General features: G+C 50.9%; 14 protein-coding genes. 4 read left to right on the plus strand and 10 right to left on the minus strand.

Annotated elements, in window-relative coordinates; genetic code table 11:
* The first annotated feature begins 298 nt into the window (after positions 1 to 298).
* Positions 299 to 1213 carry a hypothetical protein gene (locus COW20_06545; GenBank protein PIW49214.1) on the plus strand — a complete coding sequence of 305 codons (915 nt, stop codon included), beginning with the start codon at positions 299 to 301 and terminating at the stop codon, positions 1211 to 1213.
* 182 nt (positions 1214 to 1395) lie between these two features.
* Here COW20_06545 and COW20_06550 read toward each other — a convergent pair whose 3' ends face one another.
* Positions 1396 to 3606: an isocitrate dehydrogenase (NADP(+)) gene (locus COW20_06550; GenBank protein ID PIW49215.1), complete on the minus strand. Its 2211-nt coding sequence runs from the start codon at positions 3604 to 3606 to the stop codon at positions 1396 to 1398.
* Between the two features lie 273 nt (positions 3607 to 3879).
* Here COW20_06550 and COW20_06555 point away from each other — a divergent pair, with 273 nt between their 5' ends.
* Positions 3880 to 5496, plus strand: a complete 1617-nt coding sequence (locus COW20_06555) for a hypothetical protein (protein PIW49216.1) — start codon at positions 3880 to 3882, stop codon at positions 5494 to 5496.
* On the opposite strand, the gene COW20_06560 is transcribed toward COW20_06555, so the two are convergent.
* Positions 5450 to 5947 carry a hypothetical protein gene (locus tag COW20_06560; GenBank protein PIW49217.1) on the minus strand — a complete coding sequence of 166 codons (498 nt, stop codon included), beginning with the start codon at positions 5945 to 5947 and terminating at the stop codon, positions 5450 to 5452. The genes COW20_06555 and COW20_06560 overlap by 47 nt on opposite strands.
* Before the next feature lie 114 nt (positions 5948 to 6061).
* Here COW20_06560 and COW20_06565 point away from each other — a divergent pair, with 114 nt between their 5' ends.
* Positions 6062 to 6871 carry a hypothetical protein gene (locus tag COW20_06565; GenBank protein ID PIW49218.1) on the plus strand — a complete coding sequence of 270 codons (810 nt, stop codon included), beginning with the start codon at positions 6062 to 6064 and terminating at the stop codon, positions 6869 to 6871.
* Between the two features lie 98 nt (positions 6872 to 6969).
* On the opposite strand, the gene COW20_06570 is transcribed toward COW20_06565, so the two are convergent.
* The 8 genes from COW20_06570 to COW20_06605 all read right to left on the minus strand — a co-directional run bounded on the left by COW20_06570 (position 6970) and on the right by COW20_06605 (position 17725).
* Positions 6970 to 7515: a hypothetical protein gene (locus COW20_06570; protein PIW49219.1), complete on the minus strand. Its 546-nt coding sequence runs from the start codon at positions 7513 to 7515 to the stop codon at positions 6970 to 6972.
* The gene (locus COW20_06575; GenBank protein ID PIW49220.1) at positions 7404 to 13271 is read right to left on the minus strand and encodes a hypothetical protein; all 5868 of its coding nucleotides are present in this window, start codon (positions 13269 to 13271) and stop codon (positions 7404 to 7406) included. The genes COW20_06570 and COW20_06575 overlap by 112 nt, the downstream gene beginning before the upstream one ends.
* 317 nt (positions 13272 to 13588) lie before the next feature.
* Positions 13589 to 13786 carry a hypothetical protein gene (locus COW20_06580; protein PIW49221.1) on the minus strand — a complete coding sequence of 66 codons (198 nt, stop codon included), beginning with the start codon at positions 13784 to 13786 and terminating at the stop codon, positions 13589 to 13591.
* A 21-nt stretch (positions 13787 to 13807) separates the two neighbouring features.
* Positions 13808 to 14296 (minus strand): GNAT family N-acetyltransferase, encoded by a 489-nt coding sequence (locus COW20_06585; protein ID PIW49222.1) that lies wholly within the window; start codon positions 14294 to 14296, stop codon positions 13808 to 13810.
* Positions 14297 to 14304: 8 nt separating this feature from the next.
* Positions 14305 to 14973, minus strand: coding sequence for a hypothetical protein (locus tag COW20_06590; GenBank protein PIW49223.1), 669 nt, complete (start codon positions 14971 to 14973; stop codon positions 14305 to 14307).
* 10 nt (positions 14974 to 14983) lie between these two features.
* A complete protein-coding gene (locus COW20_06595; GenBank protein ID PIW49224.1) occupies positions 14984 to 15736 on the minus strand; it encodes a cytochrome C biogenesis protein in 753 nt (250 codons plus the stop codon).
* A gap of 3 nt (positions 15737 to 15739) precedes the next feature.
* Positions 15740 to 16423 carry a hypothetical protein gene (locus tag COW20_06600; GenBank protein PIW49225.1) on the minus strand — a complete coding sequence of 228 codons (684 nt, stop codon included), beginning with the start codon at positions 16421 to 16423 and terminating at the stop codon, positions 15740 to 15742.
* A gap of 3 nt (positions 16424 to 16426) precedes the next feature.
* Positions 16427 to 17725, minus strand: a complete 1299-nt coding sequence (locus tag COW20_06605) for a hypothetical protein (GenBank protein PIW49226.1) — start codon at positions 17723 to 17725, stop codon at positions 16427 to 16429.
* 243 nt (positions 17726 to 17968) lie between these two features.
* Between COW20_06605 and COW20_06610 the strand changes: the two genes are divergently transcribed.
* Positions 17969 to 18532 (plus strand): hypothetical protein, encoded by a 564-nt coding sequence (locus COW20_06610; GenBank protein PIW49227.1) that lies wholly within the window; start codon positions 17969 to 17971, stop codon positions 18530 to 18532.
* Positions 18533 to 18549 lie beyond the last annotated feature (17 nt).

Genomic DNA, 18549 nt, shown 5'->3' on the forward strand with positions numbered 1-18549 from the left:
ACATGTGGCGGTGCGCCATTGTCTGTGATTAAACAGTATATTGAGCAACAAAAGCTGGAATGAGCGGCGGAATGCCGCTATCGCACTTCACCCCCTGCCAAGCCTGTCGGCTATGACAGGAGCACTATGCGATGGTTTGGTAGACTATTGGGTCAGGCACCCTACGGGCATAAACTACGCTTGAGAATCTCCTCCCTCAAGGAAGGAGATTCTCAAGCTGAACGTTATAGGCTAGCTGGGATTTTTGAACGGTTATGCTAAAATTCGAACAGTTGATTAGCGACTTGGAGTAGAAACAATGTTGAAAGTACTGGCTATTGATGATACCCTCACCAATTTAGAACTCGTGAAAGAAATGCTCTTAAGCCAGGAGTTTGAAGTAGCAACGGCTTCAAATGGCCAGGAAGGCATTGAAACAGCCCGTTCGTTTTACCCTGACCTGATCATCTGTGATATTGAAATGCCTGAGGTGGACGGTTTTCAGGTGCTTGAGACCTTGCGAGCCCAGGATGATTTCAAACATACGCCTTTTGTTTTTTTGACAGGGGTCAATACCCAGGAAAGTATTGACCGTGGCGCTGATTTAGGGGCTGATGATTATCTGCTGAAGCCCTTTACGCTCAAAAAACTGATCAGCACTGTCACCACCAGCTTTAAAAAAGCCCAGGCCTTGAAAGAAACCTATCAACAGCATTCCGTGACCGTTGAAGAAAACCTGGAGAAGGTTAAAATGTATGACTCGGTGACTGGGTTGCTGAACTCTACCACCATGGGTACCCATTTTATTGAAATTCAAGCTCAGTTGGGTGATCTGAGCCTGGCTGTCATTACCTTCAGTATTGACAGGATTGAGTCTTATTTTGACCAATCTCCCACTTTGGGGCAAACCATCTCTAAGTTTGCCGCGAATCAGCTCAAAAAACAGTATGGTTCCCAAGAAAACTATCTCTATTATTTGGGGCACCAAAATTATTTGGCCTTGGTGCCTTTTAATCAGCAAAACTCAAAATTAACACAATCTCTGGAACGTCTGATTTATCAGACGATTCAACCCCTGCGCATTGGTCGCTATGATGTTGAAGTTTCTCTGCGTGCAGGCATCAGTCTGAATGGAATAGATGGGTACGATTTACCTGAGCTGATGCGCAAGGCCAACCTGGCCAGGGTGCAGGCCCAGAAACAAACTGATAAAAACTATGCATTTTATGTTTAAGTGAAAGTAAGGTCAAAACGTGAGCTGGTCTCCACCCAAGATTCAAATTGTCGTGCTTGATGATAACCCGTTGAACAATTAGATGGTTGCATTTTTTCTCAAGCTTAGTTTCGAAATACTGAGTGTCTGCAAACAAAAGCGCCCGTCAGATATTTTCTGACGGGCGCTGCTTGTGCCAAGGTTTAGATACTGGCTAAAATCTGGTTCAAGGTGGCGCTGGGGCGCATGGCCTGATCCAGTTTGGTATCATCGGGATGATAATAGCCACCCATATCGACAGGAGCCCCCTGAACTTCGTTCAGTTCGGCTACGATTTTGTCTTCTTGGCTGCTCAATTGCTCAGCAATCGGGCCAAATTTAGCTTTCAATTCGGCGTCTTCTTCCTGCAAAGCCAGGGCCTGGGCCCAGTACATGCCGAGGTAGAAATGGCTGCCCCGGTTGTCGAGCTGATGCACTTTGCGAGAAGGCGATTTATTGCTGCTCAGATACTGGCTGTTGGCACTGTCGAGTGTTTTGGCCATGATCTTGGCTTTGGCGTTGCCTGTGTGGGCAGCATAATCTTCAATCGAAACGGCCAGGGCCAGAAACTCGCCGAGAGAATCCCAACGCAGGTGGTTTTCCTTTTGGAACTGTTGAACGTGTTTGGGGGCTGAGCCTCCTGCGCCAGTTTCATACATGCCGCCACCGGCCAGCAAGGGCACAATGGAGAGCATTTTAGCGGAAGTCCCCAGTTCCAGAATGGGGAACAGATCGGTGAGATAATCACGCAAGACATTGCCTGTGACTGAAATCGTGTCTTGGCCTTTGCGGATTCGTTCCAAGCTGTAGGTGATGGCTGCAACCGGATCGAGAATTTTAATTTCCAGACCGCTGGTGTCATATTCAGGCAAATAGGCTTCCACTTTTTTGATCAATTCAGCATCATGGGCGCGCTGTTGATCCAACCAGAAGATGGCGGGGCAGCCCGTGGCACGTGAACGGTTCACTGCCAGTTTGACCCAGTCTTTGATCGCCACGTCTTTGGTCTGGCACATTCTCCAGATATCGCCTTTGGCAACCGCGTGTTCAAAGACTTTTTCCTCACCCTTCATGACACGGATCTGGCCATCGCCAGCGGCGATAAAGGTTTTATCGTGAGAACCATATTCTTCGGCTTTTTGCGCCATCAAGCCCACATTGGAGACATTGCCCATGGTCGAAACATTATATTTACCATGCGCTTTACAGTCTTCAATCACGGCTTGGTAAATGCCAGCGTAGCAGCGATCAGGAATCATGGCCACTGTGTCTTTTTCTTTGCCATCGGGCCCCCACATTTTGCCACCGCCCCGCAGCATGGCGGGCATGGAAGCATCTACAATGATATCGCTGGGCACGTGCAGATTGGTAATGCCTTTGTCTGAATCGACCATGGCCAAGGCGGGCTGGTACTGATAAACCGCCTGCAAGGCATTTTCAATTTCAGTTTTTTCAGCCTCAGGTAAGCTTGCGATTTTGCTGTAAACGTCGCCCAGGCCATTGCTGGAATCTACGCCCAGTTTTTCAAAGGTGGCGGCGTATTTTTCAAAGACTTCCTGGTAATAGACTTGCACGCAATGCCCAAAGATCACGGGGTCTGAAACCTTCATCATCGTGGCTTTCATATGCAAAGAAAGCAAGACATCTTCAGCTTTGGTTTTTTCAATTTCCTGAGCAAAGAAAGTGCGTAGTTTGGAAACTTCCATGCGGGAAGCGTCGATCACTTCGCCTTTCAGCAGGGGGAAATTATCTTTCAAGACTTTGACCTCACCTGCTGTTGAGACAAATTCGATGCGAATTTCACAATCGCTGTCCATGGTGGCTGAGACTTCACTGCCATAGAAATCTCCTTCGCTCATATGCACCACACGGGTTTTTGAGTTGGAGCTCCATTCGCCCATTGAATGGGGATGCGCTTTGGCATAGGCTTTGACCGCAGTTGCAACACGGCGGTCGGAGTTGCCTTCACGCAGAACGGGGTTGACGGCAGAACCCAGTACTTTGGCATAGCGTTTTTTGACTTGGGTTTCTGCTTCGTTTTGGGGGTCTTCGGGATAATCGGGCAGGGCGTAGCCTTGGGCCTGAAGCTCTGCAATGGCAGCTTTCAATTGGGGAATGGAAGCTGAAATATTGGGCAGTTTGATGATATTGGCTTCAGGGGTTTTGGCCAGTTCGCCCAATTCGCTCAGGGCATCAGAGATCTGTTGCTCGGGGCGTAAATATTCAGGAAAATTGGCAAGAATACGGCCCGCAAGTGAAATGTCACGGGTTTCAATTTCAATATCTGCGGTCGAGGCAATTGCCTTTACAATCGGCAAAAATGACGCGGTCGCGAGCATGGGCGCTTCATCGGTTTTGGTATAAATGATTTTCATAGTTGAAAATAAGTTTAAACGTGAGGGAGTCTCCTCTCAGGTTTAAAGACTTCCTTTCTCATGGTGTGTGATGTTGCATTTTAGCATGAATGCTGAATTAGACGGGGAAAAGCAAGCACAAAAGACAATTCTGAAAAATGCAATGACCTGCATAGGTTTTTCTGAATGATCAGCTTGGGAGGGGCGGCCGTAAGGGGGAGGCGCGTTTGCCTAAATTGAATTTTCTGGCCGGGTTTTGTCTTTTTTGGATATACTATTAGATACGGATTTTTTATGAAAAAGAAACATTTACAAACCTTTCGCCCCGGCTTTAGCCGTCCAGAGTTTTCGATTGCCTTGATTTACCTGAATATGGGCCTGCTCTGGATTTTCTTCTCTGATCAGCTTTTGGCAAATTACCAGACGCAAAAAGGTTTTATTTATGTTTTTTTGACGGCAGGCTTGCTTTGGGGATTGGTTCGCTTTTTTAATCAATCGCTGCAACGTCAGCGGGCTTATTATCGCTTGCTTTTTTTGCAAAACCCGCTTCCGATGTGGAATTGTGACCCCAGTGATGGTCAGATTCTGGATAGCAATCAAGCCGCTTGCAGCCAGTATGGTTACAGCGTAAGTGAATTTGCGAGCATGCGCTTGGGAAATCTCGAAAAACAAGAGCTGGATCAGGCTTTTCAGGCCTGGCATCAGGGCTTGAAAAAGATTGAGTTGGAGCTTCAGACCCGTGATGCGAAAACCTTGGATGTGCAATTGCATTTTCAGGAAACGCCCGAGGGGCTTTTAGTCGCAGCCTATGACCTGCAGGAGCATAAACAGATGCAGGAGCGTTTGTTTTCTGAAGTCCAGTCATTGCAGCATTTTCAGCAAACGATTCAGTCGGCCTCGGTTTTGGCCCTCTTAGATGCGCAAAGCCGTATTCTTGAGTCGAGTTCCAACCTGACCCAGCTCAGCGGTTTGTCGCAAACCGAGATTTTGGGACGCAGGTTGGCGGGTATCAGTCGCAGTATGCAGCCTGAGTGGTCTGAACTGATGGCCCAGATTCAGCCGGGTATTCCCCTGCATGCCGAGGTGTCTTTGGCCCATGGTTGGGTGAGTTTTTTACTTTTGAAATATACAGAAGATCAACGAGAGCGTTTTCTTTTACTTGGCCAGGAAATTACGTCGCTTAAAAATCTGCAGACAGAGCTCTGGGCCATTACCCGTCGACTGGTGGAGCAAAACCAGGACTTGCGCCAATTCGCACGGATTGTTTCTCATAATCTGCGCGCACCTGTTGCCAATCTGCTGGGTTTGTCGGCGCTTTTAAGAGATGCAGAGGCTGAAGAATCAACACTTTTGACCGAGAAAATTCATGATTCGGCTGAGCAGATTGATTTGCGTCTGCGAGAATTGAATACCCTTTTGCAGAAAAAAGGCAGTTCTCAGCAGAACCGTACCTGGATTGAGCTGCCCAAGCTGCTTCAGGAAGTTCATGATGAATTGAATCTAAGCAATTTGAGTGTAGGCTGCGAAATTCGCACTGATTTTCAGCTTGAAAAGATCTATGGCATTGCGCCCTATCTTCACAGTATTTTGTTCAATCTTCTGGCCAATGCCTATAAATACCGTGATGCTGAGCGCCCTCTGAAAATTCAGATCAGCACAGAAATTTTGGAGCAAAAGATTTTACTCAAAGTTTCAGACAATGGTCTGGGGATCGATCTCAAGCAGTTTAAGGATCAGGTCTTTGGTCTTTATAAACGGTTTCACCCTGAAATAGAAGGGCATGGTCTGGGGCTCTATCTGGTCAAGACCCAAACTGAGATGCTTGGGGGGAAAATTGAAGTTGAAAGTGCATTGGGCCAAGGCACTACGTTTTTATTGTATTTTCCGCAGTTGGATCCTGATCAGGATTGAGCTTTTTCTCAAGCAAGGCTTTTAATTGCGTTAACAGCAAGGGTTTGATCAAATAATCCTCGATAAAAGGAAATTTTTGACAGGCCACCTGGTCTTCGGTTTGCAGTGAAGACGTCAAAATTGCCAGGCGTGTGGGAGGGTAAAGGGGATAAAAGGATTTCGCATAGACTTTAAGAAAACCAAAACCATCCATTACTGGCATTTGCAGATCCAGTAAAATCAGATCCGGAAATGTTTCTTCATTCAATTTTGATAAGCCCTCTTGGGCTTTCTCACCATTGCTGTAATAAGTGAACTGATAAGAGCCCAGGCGTTTCAAAAGGCCTGAAACCAAAATCTCTGCGATCTCGTCATCATCAATCAGACAGATATGTTTGGTTTTAAGCTTTTGCTCAGAAGGTTGAAGCGACATTTTAAACTGCTTTCTAGAGTGAAGTTCGGGGATGTTCATTATACCCTTTCATGCCTAAAATCACTGAACTTTGACTCGATCTTGGGGGGGGGTTCGTGGATCTGGTATGATGAAACATTGAAAAACAAGCTGATACAGGATGGGTGATCTTTTATGCGTCTTAAACAGGCCTTGCTGACAGGGGTTCTGCTGTTGAGCAGTGCGGGTGTCTTTGCCGCAGATCTTGAAACTTATTATACGCAGGCCAATCAATATCTTTCCAAGGGCGAGTTTGTCAAAGCCATTGCAGCCTATACCGAGGTGATCAAGCGCGATCCCAATCAGGCCGATGCCTATTTTAACCGTGCAGGGGCTTACAGCCGACTCAAAAAATACACTGAGGCCCTGGCGGATTATTCCAAAGCGATTGAGCAGGTTCCCACCGATGGGGAAGCCTATGGTAACCGGGGCCTGATCTATACGACCTTGGGAAAATACACGCAAGCGCTAGAAGATTTTAATCTTGCGGTTCAACTTTTGCCTGATGATGCCGTTCAAAAACACAACCGTGCGGTTGTGTTTCAGCATTTGAACCAGCATGAAGAAGCACTTGCCGATTTCAATGCCGCTTTAAAAATGGATGCTCAATATTTTAAAGCTTATAGCAACCGGGCCCGTACATTGATTGCCCTGCATAAGTATGCGCAGGCTTTGGATGATCTGAACCAGGCGCTCAAAGGGGATGCCAAAGATGCCCAAAGCTGGTTCCGGCGCGGACAGGTTTATTTTGCCCTGCAGAAATACAGTCCGGCTATTCAGGATTATACCCAGGCCCTGAAGCTCTCACCTGGCATGTCTGCGGCTTGGTACAGTCGGGGAACTGCCTGGATGATGCTGAAGAACTGCCCCAAGGCCCAGGCAGATTTTGCCCAAGCCTGTAAGCATGGGGATGCCCAGGCCTGTAAAGCCAAGTGCGAGCTCTGATTGCGGTTTAAACTTCAGGAACGTGGGGAAGAAGCCTTTCGAGTAGCGTCACTCTACCCTCTGCTCTTTGGCAATAACGGCAATTCAGGCTTGGGTTTTTAATTCTCGGGCTCAGGCGCTTTGAAGCGCACATTGAGCGTTCCGGGGCGTTTGCGCTGCCGGGGCGGTAAAATTTTCAGCTGTTTGCGCCAGGTTTCCCGGTAAGTTCGCAGGGTGTGGGTGAACTCTGCAATCGCCTGGGGATCACTTCCCCCTTGACGAAACAAGCGGCTGAGTTTTTGAGAGAGTTGCTCATGGCTGAGATACAGTTGTTGGTAGGCTTCATCATGGGAGTGAATAAAGATCGCGAGCAAATGGGTCAGAATCTGGCTGGCGATCGAAAGCCGCTGACGGGCAGCATGGGGGTTGAGGGTGCTGGCGGCCTGGGCCTGCTCCAGCACCTGCAAGAGTTTATCATAAAGCAATAAAATCGCGCGGGGCACAGAGGCTGTATCGACCTGGGCCCTGCGGTAGGCTTCATCCGGGGTTTGCACTAGTGACGGCCTGAGGTTTTGTTGGCGCGGGCCTGGCGAATTTCCTGATTGCGATCTGCGATATATTTTTGAATCTGAGCACGTTCTTCCGCTGAAAGCGTGGCATTGAATTCATTGCGCTGTGCTGGCGTGAGCCCATTATACAGTCCACGCATCAGGTTGCGTTCTTCAGTATCAACAGAATCAAAGAAACCGTTGCGGCGGCTGAGATAGGCGCTCATGACCGCACGGTTGCCAATCGGCAGGGTTTTGAAATCTTTCATGCCCGCCAGCCCTTTTTTAATCACGGTATCTGCGTCTTTGCCCGTTGAGGCCAGAATCTTGCGCAATTGGGCCGCTGAGGCCTCGCTGAAGATTTTTTGCAGGGCAGGGGCGCTTAAATCTTCAACCATGTCTTCGATTTGCCCTTCTTTGCGGGCCTGGCCCGTGCGGGGATCATGAAAAAGGCGCTGCTCAATTTTCTCTTGCGCACGGGCTTGGGCCTGGGCATTGTACTGGGGGGTATCGGTATAGGCAAAATCCAGTTCCAGGCTGCCCTTGGGAGAAATATGCAGGCTTTGAATCTGTAAATTATCTTGGTGCAGGGCTTGATCGGTCAGTTCGTTCAGGGAGAGATTCAGGCTGTTGCCCTCCCGGTTGATATCCAGCAGGTAATTATTCAACTGACTTTCGGCAATGCGGGTGGCCAGCCCCTTGGCGCTGATAAACCCAAGCAGCTTGGCCTTGTCCACTGAGAGTCTGACATTTTCACCCTGAAGATCGATGTTGACCAGGCCATCTGCCAGAAAATGGTCGATTTTGGTTTGAATTTTGCCGTCTTTGAGTTCGACCTCAACCTTTGCCCCTACGCCCAGCTGTTTGAGCTGATTGGCAACCACGGCTTGCAGAGCCTGGTTAAAAGCGGGTTGTTTGGGCTGAAAACTGGCATGGCCCGTTACTTCGACTTCGGGGGTCTTTCCTTCGGCGCTGGAAAGGCTCAGGCGATTGAGATTCAAATCGACCTTGGCATCGCCCAATTGGGTTTCAAGATCGGGCAGGCGGAAATGCCCTTGCAGTTCCTGATCGCTGCTCAAGGCATTGGCTGCACCTGCTTTGGCGCGTACAGAACCCTCAGAAAGTTGAATCGTGACAGTATCATTGCTGAAGAGACCAGGAGCGCCTTCTTTGCCCCAGCGTTCTGAAATCGTGGTCAAAATCCGGCGGGCATCGGGGCTGTTGGTGAGTACCTGCCCCAGTTTTTCGCTTTTGATCTGCAGGCTGCCCGTGATCTTGTCGAGACTGAAGCCTTGGGCGCTGAGTTCTCCATCGCGTGCCGCTATCTGGCTGAGATTGAGCTGCCCAGAAATTTTACCTGTCTGCATGGGAGTACTGGCATCAGCGCTGAGATCGGCTGAAACCTGGGCTGCACTGACCTGTCCTTTTTGTGCTTTTAAATTGCTGAGCAAGCCATTTTCAAGCGTGACGCCCATTTCTGATTCCTGCTGCCCTTCCCGCTTCAGGGTGGTGCGGGCCGAGCCCGCAAGTCTGGCTTGATCAAGTTGAACCTTGCCCCCGCCACTGGTCAGGGCGTTGATCTCTACTTGGGCCTGGCCCTTGGCACTGGCTTGGGTGGCTTTGCCCTGTGCGTCTTTGCCATCGCGCTCAGTAGAAACCTGGCCCTGAATACGGGTTTCTTGAAAAGTGACCTCTTGAGGGGTTGAGGCAATGCTGACGATCTCCGCTTCAGCGTCAACCTCAGTGCGTTGTCCGCTGGCTTTGTCTTCGAGTCTGGCATGGCCCTGCTGGTGTAGCCCTTGAATCCTGAGTTCAGAATCTTTGGCATTTTGCAAATTGCGGCGGCTGCTGATCTCTGCAAAACCGCCCTGGGTCTGTAAGGAAGAGTTACTGCCGTCGGCCTCTTGAATAGTGGCTTCCAGGCTGCCATCGGCTTTGCCGAAATGAGAGCGGACTTCACTGTCGGTTTGGGTTAAAAAACCTGCCCCCCCTTGGGCGGTTCCGTGAAGATTGAGCTGGGTTCCGGCCTGGTTGGCCTGACCTTGAAGATCGGCGCTGTAGCGCTCCCATTCTGCCCCCATGCCTTGGGCATTCTGATTCAGTTTCAGGTTGTCCTGGCTGGCTGTGAGTTGGGCCGTGGCCCTGCCCTTTTCACCTTGAATTTCTACCTGGGCTGTCGTGCTGATCCCGTGAAGGTTCATCAACAGGGACTGATCGTTGCGTTCCCATTGGCTGCCCGTGCTGCTGGCCTGAACTGAAAGTGTGGCTTCGCCGTTTTCGAGCACTTGGGTAAACTGGTAGATATTTTCCACCAGTTTGGAAAAGGTCTGATCATTGAGCAGCCCCACCATGCGCTCGACTTGATCGGCACTGACACCCAAATCGCGTGAAAGACTTGCCAATTGTTCGGGATTGGCGGAGCTGAACATTTGTGAAAGTTGTTTCTGGCCAAAGGCCTGCACAAACTGCTCAAACTGGTCGCGGTTGATCCCCAGGGCCTGCAAGCGTTCTTGCAGATTGTTTTTGAAATCGCCCAGAATCTTGCGTACCTCTGCTACCTTTGCGGCATCGAGGTGGGTATGGGCTTGCCCTTGGGCTTCGAGCTTGCCTGTTTCCAAGCGTTGGCCCTGATCGTCGAGTGTGGCCTTGAGGTTTTCGGCTCGGGCCGAGAGATCGGCAAATTCAGAGCCATCGTTGCGGTAGGCTTGAAGCTGGCCTGTGGCGGTTTGGGTTTGAATCGTGGTCTGCCCTGCGCTTTGTTCCACACTGCCTGCTTGGATATCCACCTGCCCTTTGAGCAGCGTTTGGCCCTTTGAACTCTTGACTTGGCCTTGGGCGTGTAATTCGGCTTGGTTTAAATGGGCGCTGTCTTGGTTGGCTTCGAGCTTGCCCTGGCCAGACAGATTCAGGGCCAGGGTTTCGGCTTGGTTCAGCCCTTGCATAAATTCGCTGGTTTTGAGCAGTTCCTGAAATTTGGGGTGCCAGAGCAGTTCATTGGCTGAGCTGGCCTGTGCTTTGCTGAGGCCAGCCTGTTCCAGTACCGCTTGGGTTTGTGGGCGGTCGCCCGTTTGCAGCAGGGCCTGCAATTTCTCTCCGCCTACCACGCCCATCACCCGGCGCAGTTCATCAACTTGGGTCTGAATCTGGCTTTGAATCTGGGCATCGGCAGACTGGGCCTGAAATTTGCCATCGGGCAAAATCCGCAGTTGGGTTTGGTTGAGTTGGGCCTGCATCTGTGCGCTGTTGCCACGTTGATCCTGGTAATCTGCGCTCAATTGGCTCTGGGCAGCTTCTAAATGGGTTGGGTGGTCAGAGCTGGTTTCAGCGCTGAGCCCGTGCGTACTGGCTTCAACCCGCAGACTGCTTTGTGAGGCGGTTTGAGCTGAGGCACTGAGACTGGCATGGGTTTGAACGAATTCTGCGCTGAAAAGACGGTTCAGGCCCACCTGTTCAATCGCGCCCTGAATTTCAGGGTCGGTCGCCAGGGTTGTGAGGGTCGCAGGATCGGCATTTCGCAGGCTTTCAAGTTGTTCAGGGCTTAAGCCCCCCACTTCGCTCAGGGCTTCTTCGAGCAGCGGAGAGCCCGCCTTGAGACGGTTTTGCAAGGCCGCCAGACTTTCGGGGGTGATCTCGGTATAGGCAGCCGCCAGATTCAGGTCTTGGGCCTGGGCTTTCAGATCGGTTGAGAGACTGCCTGCTGCACTGTTTTGACGTGCCGAGGCATTGAGTTCCAGATTTTGGGCCTGAACACTCAGATCGCGCCAATTGCTTGAATCGACCTGCATGCTCTGCGCACTGGATTCGAGTTTCAGTTCTGAACCGGTCTTGCCTTTTTCAAGACCTGCGCTTTGGGTCTTGAGGCGTATATTCTGACCTTCGGCGCGATAGCCCTGTCCATTCAGATCGAGGCTCCAGTTCTGGGCCTTGAGGCGCATGCTGACAGATTTTAACTGCTCAACAAAATCATCCATTTTGAGCATTTCACGCAATTGGGCGCTGTCGCCTTTGCTGAGCCGATCGAGCAAGGCGGTTGAAATCCCCGCTGCCTTCATGGCGCTTTCAAGCTGCTGGGCGCGATCGCCCCCCTGATTGAGTACTTTTTGAAAGTATTTGAGCGTGTCCTGCGTGACCTGGGCCTGGCCCTCGGCATTGAAAAGCTGCACCCGCAGGGGCTTGCCCTCTTCGTAGCGCACAGCTCCTGTTTCTGCCTGCATGCGGGCGGTATTGCCCAGGTGGGTATAGCTCAGATCGGTTCCGGCGACTGAAAGGCTGGCTTTGTTTTGTTGGCGGGTATCGCCCTGGGTTTGGAAATGGGTGAAAACAGCGGTTTGATCGCCATTTGCACTGTTGCGGCTGCGCAGATCTATTTTGCCTGAAATGCTGCCGCTGTGATCCTGGGTATGGGTGCGGTAGTCGCCCCGCAGTTGCAGGGTGCCTTCAGCAGAATCACCCAAGAGACTGCGGGCCTGGCCTGGCAAGGCCGGAATTGCTGCAATTTCATCTTTGTCGAGATGCACCTGGGCGGTGGCATCCTGAATCACGACCTGGGTATCCAGATGCCCAGCAATATCTGTGTTCAGGCCCATTTGAAACTTTCCTTGCAGTGTATCGGCCTGGGCATCGGCGCTGGCCTGGGGGCCTTGGGCGTGGGTGCTGCCCTGCACGGGAATCTGACTGAAGCGGGCCTGTAAGCCTTCGGGGCTGACATTGAAGCGGGTGTTTTGCCCATTCAGCCCCAGATTGAGTGCGCCCTGGGCGCCGCCTTGGGTGGAAAGGGGCAGGTTGCTGAGTTGAATTTGGCCGGGGGTCAGATAGAGCTTGCCTTTTTCACGGCTCACGCTCATGTGAATGCCCATTTTTTCAAGTTCTGGCAAGGCATATTTGTTCAGGGCTTTTTCTGCTGCCCAGAGCCGGGTGCCTTCACCAAAACCCGGCGAAGCGACATAGAGCCGGCCCTGGTTGTCTGCGCGCAGCACAATCGGGCGGGTCGCCAGACCCACTTCACCCAAGAGGGGCAGGTCGGCCTTGGGGGTTTCGACTTGAATCACATAGCCTGGGCCATAGCCCTCCTTGTCACCGGCTGGCACATAACGGGCATTGGCTTGGGCCCAGCCGGATGAGCTTTCGACCAGCCCGCGCTTGAGCGAGTCGACCAGGGGGCCATTCCAATCAAAGTCGAGTTTGCCACCGGCGGTACCGCTCAAATCGCCTTGGGCATCGTCGGTAATGCCGTTGATATCCTTGAGCGAAAGATCGAGATCCAGTCGCACGTCTTTGTAGCGGGTATTCAGACGGGGGGCGTCTCCCCCCAGCCAAACGGTGATGCTTTTGCTTTCGCTGTCATAGCTCAGGGTGTTCATGCTGTCTTTGAGCTGGGCTTCAAGCAGGGTGCGGGTGGTGGGGTCACTTTGGCTTTTACTCAGGGCTTGAGCGAGTCCTGCGCGTTCATTGAGGTCGATTCTGCCGTTTTTGTCGCCATCGGCCTGTTCGACAAAACTGAAAATTTCAGCGGCGGGTTTTTCAAAGGTCATGGCGGCGACATTGCTGTAGCCATCTTGGGCGGCGTTCAGGTTAAAGGCAATCGAGACGGATGAGTCTTGATTCGCGCCCAGACGTTGCACCGCTTGTTTCAGGTTTTCTGAAGTTTTTTGATCGAGTTTGCCATCGAGTGCATCGGCCAGAAAACTGTCAAAATCGCCCTTGGGGTTTTCTTTGAGGTATTCCTGCTTCAGGCTTTGGTATTCTTCGCGGGTCAGTTTATTGTCGCTGAGGGCTTTGTCCAAACCAGGCAGGGGGCCCGTGCCCGCGCCACTCCGACCGGCCTTGCGTTCCCACAGGCCCTGTACGTTTTCGCGGTTAAATTGAACACCCATTATTCAGCGGCGCTTTCCTGTTTGCTTGCGCGAATTTTTAGCTTTGCGATTCTGGCCCGTTTGGGCCAAAACCTGGCGCTTGCTCTCTTCGGTAAATGATCTGCGGGCGAAGCGCGTCAGTTACGATTCACAGCTTGTCTTTCCACCTGCGGGGAATGACCTGCGAGCGAAGTGCGTCAGTTGCGTTTCACAGCTTGTCTTTCCACCTGCGGGGAATGACCTGCGAGTGAAGTGCATCAGTTGCGATTCACAGCTTGTCTTTCCACCTGCGGGGAATGACCTGCGAGCGAAGCGAGTCAGGTCCATTCCCTGCCCTTTTAATTATAACCGAAGCTTAAAAAAACATGCCTGTGGGGGAGTAAATACTGGGGCGCTGCTTTCTGGCGTGCAGCCTGAAAATTCAGTAAGGTGCCTGTAAACGCTGACTGAGTGCCCCAAAGATTTTCCGGTTGAGGTTTATTTGCTTTTCCAATTTTTGTTAAAAATTCTAAAGAATTAAGACAATGGGTAAGCAAATGCTTTGATTGTGACGAAATCTAGCCGATCTTTTTCTGCATCAAATATTCATTCCGCTCAGGCTGGGTGGAGACGATTTCAAAACCGGCTTTCAGATAGGTCCTGAGAGCTTGCTGGTTGTGGGTGAAAACAGCAAGGCTCAGGGTTTTTGCCTGCAGGTGGGTTTGGGCAATTTCAGTGGCCTCTGCCAAGAGTTTTGCCCCCAGGCCCAAGCCCTGGTAGCGAGGGTTGAGATACATTTGAATGATTTCAGCCCTGTCTGACTGGGGCCTGATCAACCCACAGAGGCCAATCAGCCTTGAGTCCGCAAAAGCCCCCAGCATGATATTCTCGCGGCTCCCGGTCTCAATTTCCTGTTCGAAAAAGAGTTTGGGCAATTGGCTTTGGGCCTGATAATCGGCACCAAAGCATTCAGGAAAGGTTTTCAGGCTTTCGAGCCGTACCGCCCGGTAGGCCCGGCTGTCTTCAGGCTTGAGAATGCGAAAGATAAACCTGGGCGGCTCAGACATGCTTCGTTTTAAGATTCCAGCGGCAGAAAGGCAATCTGATCGACCCATTGGCCGGTGCCGGTGGTATCAAAGACATAAAAGCTTTGTCCCTGGCGGCTGGTGGCAGGAATCACGCTCAGATAATGGCTCTGGTTGCGGGTTAAACCTGAATTCAGACAGTGGTTCAAATCCAGGCCAAAATGTTCACGGCGGTAGCCGGGCTTTTGATGGTAAAGCGCCTGGTAGAGGTCTGCCAGAGCGACAGGGGCTCCATCGGAACTGCGGAACTCACTGTAGAGTTCAAAGACTTGCTTCATAAAGGCCTGGGCATTGGTTTTCCAGCTGGCAACCTGTTTAAAACAGGCGTTAATCGCTTCTTGCAGGCCTTCCATGCTCAAGGGCTCAAGCGTTTCATGTGAGCGGGCATTGAGCACCCGGCAAAAGGCTTTGTTTTTACGGGTCAGTGTGACCTCAACCTTTTGGCTGATATAAAAACGTGGATAGTCTCCACTGACAGGCCATTTTTTGAGTTCGCATATTTTTTTAAGTAAAAAAAGTTCAGAAGAAACCTCGCTTTCTCCCATATCAAGGTCTTCGGCGTCAAAGCTCATGAGGGCTTTGACAAAATCTCCCGATTGGGCGTAAGGAATAACGCTGTTTTCGTCTTCTCCGGTGGCTTGAAAAATCAGATGGTGCATGGTTTCTCCCTCAGGCTAATGGCAGGATCAATGCGCCCTGCAACATATTCGACAAGGTTTGTAGAAAATTGGTAAAAATCAAAATGCCGATCAGAATCAGAAATACGCCACTGGCAATTGAAATTTTCTGCATGTGTTTTTGCAGTTTGCGAAAGTGAACAAAAATCTGATCCATCATCAAAGCGGTCACAAAGAAGGGTATTGCCAGTCCCAGCGAATACATGGCCAAGAGACCAATGCCTTCGCCGACTGAGTTTTTGGTACTGGCAATTGCCAGAATCGCGCCCAGAATGGGGCCGATACAAGGGGTCCAGCCCAGGGCAAAACTGAGCCCGACCAAAAATGCGCCAAAATAGCCGGGTGGCCGGGCTTTGAGGTGCATGCGTTTTTCATAGAGCAGGGCCTTGATCTGAATCACGCCCATCATATGCAGGCCGAGTACAATAATCACGATTCCGCCAATTTTACGCAGCAAATCCTGATGCGTTTTGAGCAGGCCGCCCAGGCTGGTAGCCGTGGCTCCCAGGGCCACAAAGACCAGCGAGAAACCCAGAATAAAAAACAGAGAACTGAAGATAATCTGACGCTGTTGGCGCTTTTTTTCGTTAATCTCCATTTCTTCAGCCTGAAGGGCTCCTGCCGAAGTTCCTGAGATAAAAAACATATACGAAGGAATAATTGGCAGAATGCAGGGCGAAATAAACGAAAAGACCCCAGCGCCCAGGGCGGTCCAAATATCTACAGAACGGGCAAAAGGATCCATCTTTTACCAGCGCAGCGGAGGGTGGGGGGTGGGCAAAGGCGGCAAGGGGGGCGGGGTAGGCCCTGGAGGAAGGGGATCGGGGTAAAGCCGTTTTTTCACGTCTTTGATCTGAGCCATGAGCACGTCTTTGCGGTAAATGCCCACTTCAAAGCCCCCTTTGTGCAGCCCAATTTTATAACCATAGAGGTCGCCGATATAATAGCGGTAACCATCATAGCCCTTGGGCAGAAGGGATTTTTCTTCAAAGGTCAGCATGGTAACTTTTTGATCATTTTTATGTTCTTTGCTTTGGGCATTTTTAAGATCATTGACGACCTGAGAAGCGCTGTTGCTTTCTCCATAGACCAAATCCACGAGTTTCAGGGCGCGGGCAAAGCTGTCATCTTTGGCGCTGGCGGGGGTCACAAACAGCACCACTTCATCGACTGCAGGGGGGGCACTCTCCACATACATCCAGATCATCAGTTTTTGGCCATCCAGCCGGTATTGGCTGAAATAATTGCCCACGCCGAGTTTGTCAAAGGTGGGCAGATCTGAAACCCGCCGATGTTTGAATTCCTGCCCTGTGGGCGTGGGTTTGCGGCTGGTCAGGGTATTCTTGGCGCTGGTGATTTCCATGCCAGGCAGGGCCCAAGCGGGGGCAGACAGGCTCAAGAGCAGTGCAGACAACAGGATACGGTGTTTCATAGTTTATTCAATGCAGGGGTTTGAGCCCGCTCCATTGACGACCTCCTTTGTACTCGGTGCTTGGCCAGCTTCATCAAAGCGGGCCGGGTATTTGTAAACTTCGGTTTCGGTATCGCTGATCATGCGGTAGTAAATCTGGCGCCAGACAAAGCGATCGGTAAAGGCTGATGCCAGCAGCGTCAGCCAAACAAAAACGTAGGCGAAAGGTGACCACAGGGCCCAGGACAGTTTTCCGCCCAGCAGTGCAGGTTTGGGGCGTTGGTCGCGTACCTGATTTAGGGCCTGAATAAACAGGGCACACTGGATCACTCCGGCTGGAAAAAAGCTGAGCATGCCCCAGGTGGTCCAGGCAATGGGTTGACCCGCCTGAAGCGCTGAAAACAGCTGCCAGAGGCCAGTAGCGGCGACACCATGAATCACAGTCAGGGCCGTGAGTGAAGCATACCAGACCTCTTTCAGCGTGTGCTTGCCGATCACACATTGGCGCACGGCAAAGATCAGAATATCTTTGATTGAATATTCACTGGAGAGACTGGTCATTGAGGAAGTGACAAATTCAACACGGTATTTGCCCTTGCGCACACATTCATTCAGCACGCAGTCGTCGGAAAGGGCATTGTCCCACTGACGGCGGATATTCAGCTCTTCAAAACGCTTGCGGGTAATCGCCATTGATCCGCCCCAAGCAGCCACATAGCGGTTATTGTAAAAATTACTGAACTGGTAACCTGTCCAGAGGGCCAGGGCATAGGTAATTGGGCGGCCAGGAATCGGACGATACCAGCGATAGGAGGTGGTGGCCCCCACATTCTCCCGGCTCAGGGGAGCGACCAGATGCCGCAACCAATTGGTCGATACCCGTGCGTCACTGTCCACGAAGGCATAAATATCCACGCTTTCATCAAGTGAATCCATGGCCGCCATCATATTGTCGAGCTTCTGGCAGCGTTGTTTACTGAAGCCCCCAAATTCAAGACGGGCCGGCACAGGAGATTCAGCCACCAGGCGTTTGAGCACGGGGTAGGTATCATCGTACGGATCCACTGTAACAAAAATAATTTCGTAATTGGGATAATCCTGCTGCAGGAGCATGCGCATATTGTCTTCGAAATCGGGATCGAGGTCTTTGCAGGGGGAGATCAGGGCTACTTTGGGCCAGGATTGCGGATCGCTCTGGGGAGGCAAGGTGGGGGCTTGATCCAGCTCACGCCGAAAGAAACGGATCGTTAAAATGCCGCTTGCGATGATATAGCTTGAGAAACCGAGGCTGAGTAAAGCCAAAAGGATATAAAGGAGCGACATGATTCTCCACTTTTTTTATTAATTATAGCAGGGGCGGCCCGTGACCCGGAACACCTGAGGGCAGGTGAGCCCAGCTTTAACTTTTGAAGGCCATCAAGCTCTCGGGCCGCTCTTTTCTGCTGATTTATTGATCTAAGCTTTGAGCTGTGCTTTTTTGTTTCATTCTGAAATTTCAGAATGAAACGTCAGGAGCGACTGGGCGATTAGAATCAAATTATTCAAGAAGAAATCAGGAAAATGATCATGTTGAAATCTAATAAACAATTCAAAATACTTGCCCTCAGTCTTGGCTTTTCCCTGGCTGCTACGGCTTTGTCGCCTTCGGCTTACGCTGCAGATCCCATTCCTGGAAAAAAGGTAGTTGAAATCATGATTCGCCAGGACCTTTTCAGCAATCAGCGTGTGATTCGGGATATTTCGCTCGACCTTTCCATGGAGGAAAAAGCGCTGCTCTATATGAATTTTGAAAAGCAACCCATGAATACGGCTCTGTTCAATATCTTGCCAACTTTTGGCTCAGCCTCCTATCAACAAGGTGACCTCTTTGGCGGGATCTCGATGACCTTGCTTGACGGTCTCGGTTGGAGCATGATTGCAGGTTCCCTTCTTGCCGGTGGCTATAGCAGTGGTTATTATCTCTGGAGTGGAATGCTCTGTTTTGGTTTGGGACGGGTGATAGGACTGACTTCTCCCTTTATGCACGCAGGGCTTTACAATGCCACGCTCAAAGAGAGTCTGGCGTTGGATGGGCGTTATTCAACCAGGTTAAAGGCAGAATCGTTGGTCAATGTGGGTTGGTCTTTTTAAGCCAGACTTGACAGCTT

This window comes from bacterium (Candidatus Blackallbacteria) CG13_big_fil_rev_8_21_14_2_50_49_14 (assembly GCA_002783405.1).
Classification (GTDB): Bacteria; Cyanobacteriota; Sericytochromatia; order UBA7694; family UBA7694.

Coding starts and splice junctions, on each gene's coding strand:
- COW20_06545 (PIW49214.1), top strand. CDS start 299: ATGTTGAAAGTACTGGCTATTGATGATACCCTCACCAATTTAGAACTC.
- COW20_06550 (PIW49215.1), bottom strand. CDS start 3,606: ATGAAAATCATTTATACCAAAACCGATGAAGCGCCCATGCTCGCGACC.
- COW20_06555 (PIW49216.1), top strand. CDS start 3,880: ATGAAAAAGAAACATTTACAAACCTTTCGCCCCGGCTTTAGCCGTCCA.
- COW20_06560 (PIW49217.1), bottom strand. CDS start 5,947: ATGAACATCCCCGAACTTCACTCTAGAAAGCAGTTTAAAATGTCGCTT.
- COW20_06565 (PIW49218.1), top strand. CDS start 6,062: ATGCGTCTTAAACAGGCCTTGCTGACAGGGGTTCTGCTGTTGAGCAGT.
- COW20_06575 (PIW49220.1), bottom strand. CDS start 13,271: ATGGGTGTTCAATTTAACCGCGAAAACGTACAGGGCCTGTGGGAACGC.
- COW20_06585 (PIW49222.1), bottom strand. CDS start 14,296: ATGTCTGAGCCGCCCAGGTTTATCTTTCGCATTCTCAAGCCTGAAGAC.
- COW20_06590 (PIW49223.1), bottom strand. CDS start 14,973: ATGCACCATCTGATTTTTCAAGCCACCGGAGAAGACGAAAACAGCGTT.
- COW20_06595 (PIW49224.1), bottom strand. CDS start 15,736: ATGGATCCTTTTGCCCGTTCTGTAGATATTTGGACCGCCCTGGGCGCT.
- COW20_06600 (PIW49225.1), bottom strand. CDS start 16,423: ATGAAACACCGTATCCTGTTGTCTGCACTGCTCTTGAGCCTGTCTGCC.
- COW20_06605 (PIW49226.1), bottom strand. CDS start 17,725: ATGTCGCTCCTTTATATCCTTTTGGCTTTACTCAGCCTCGGTTTCTCA.
- COW20_06610 (PIW49227.1), top strand. CDS start 17,969: ATGTTGAAATCTAATAAACAATTCAAAATACTTGCCCTCAGTCTTGGC.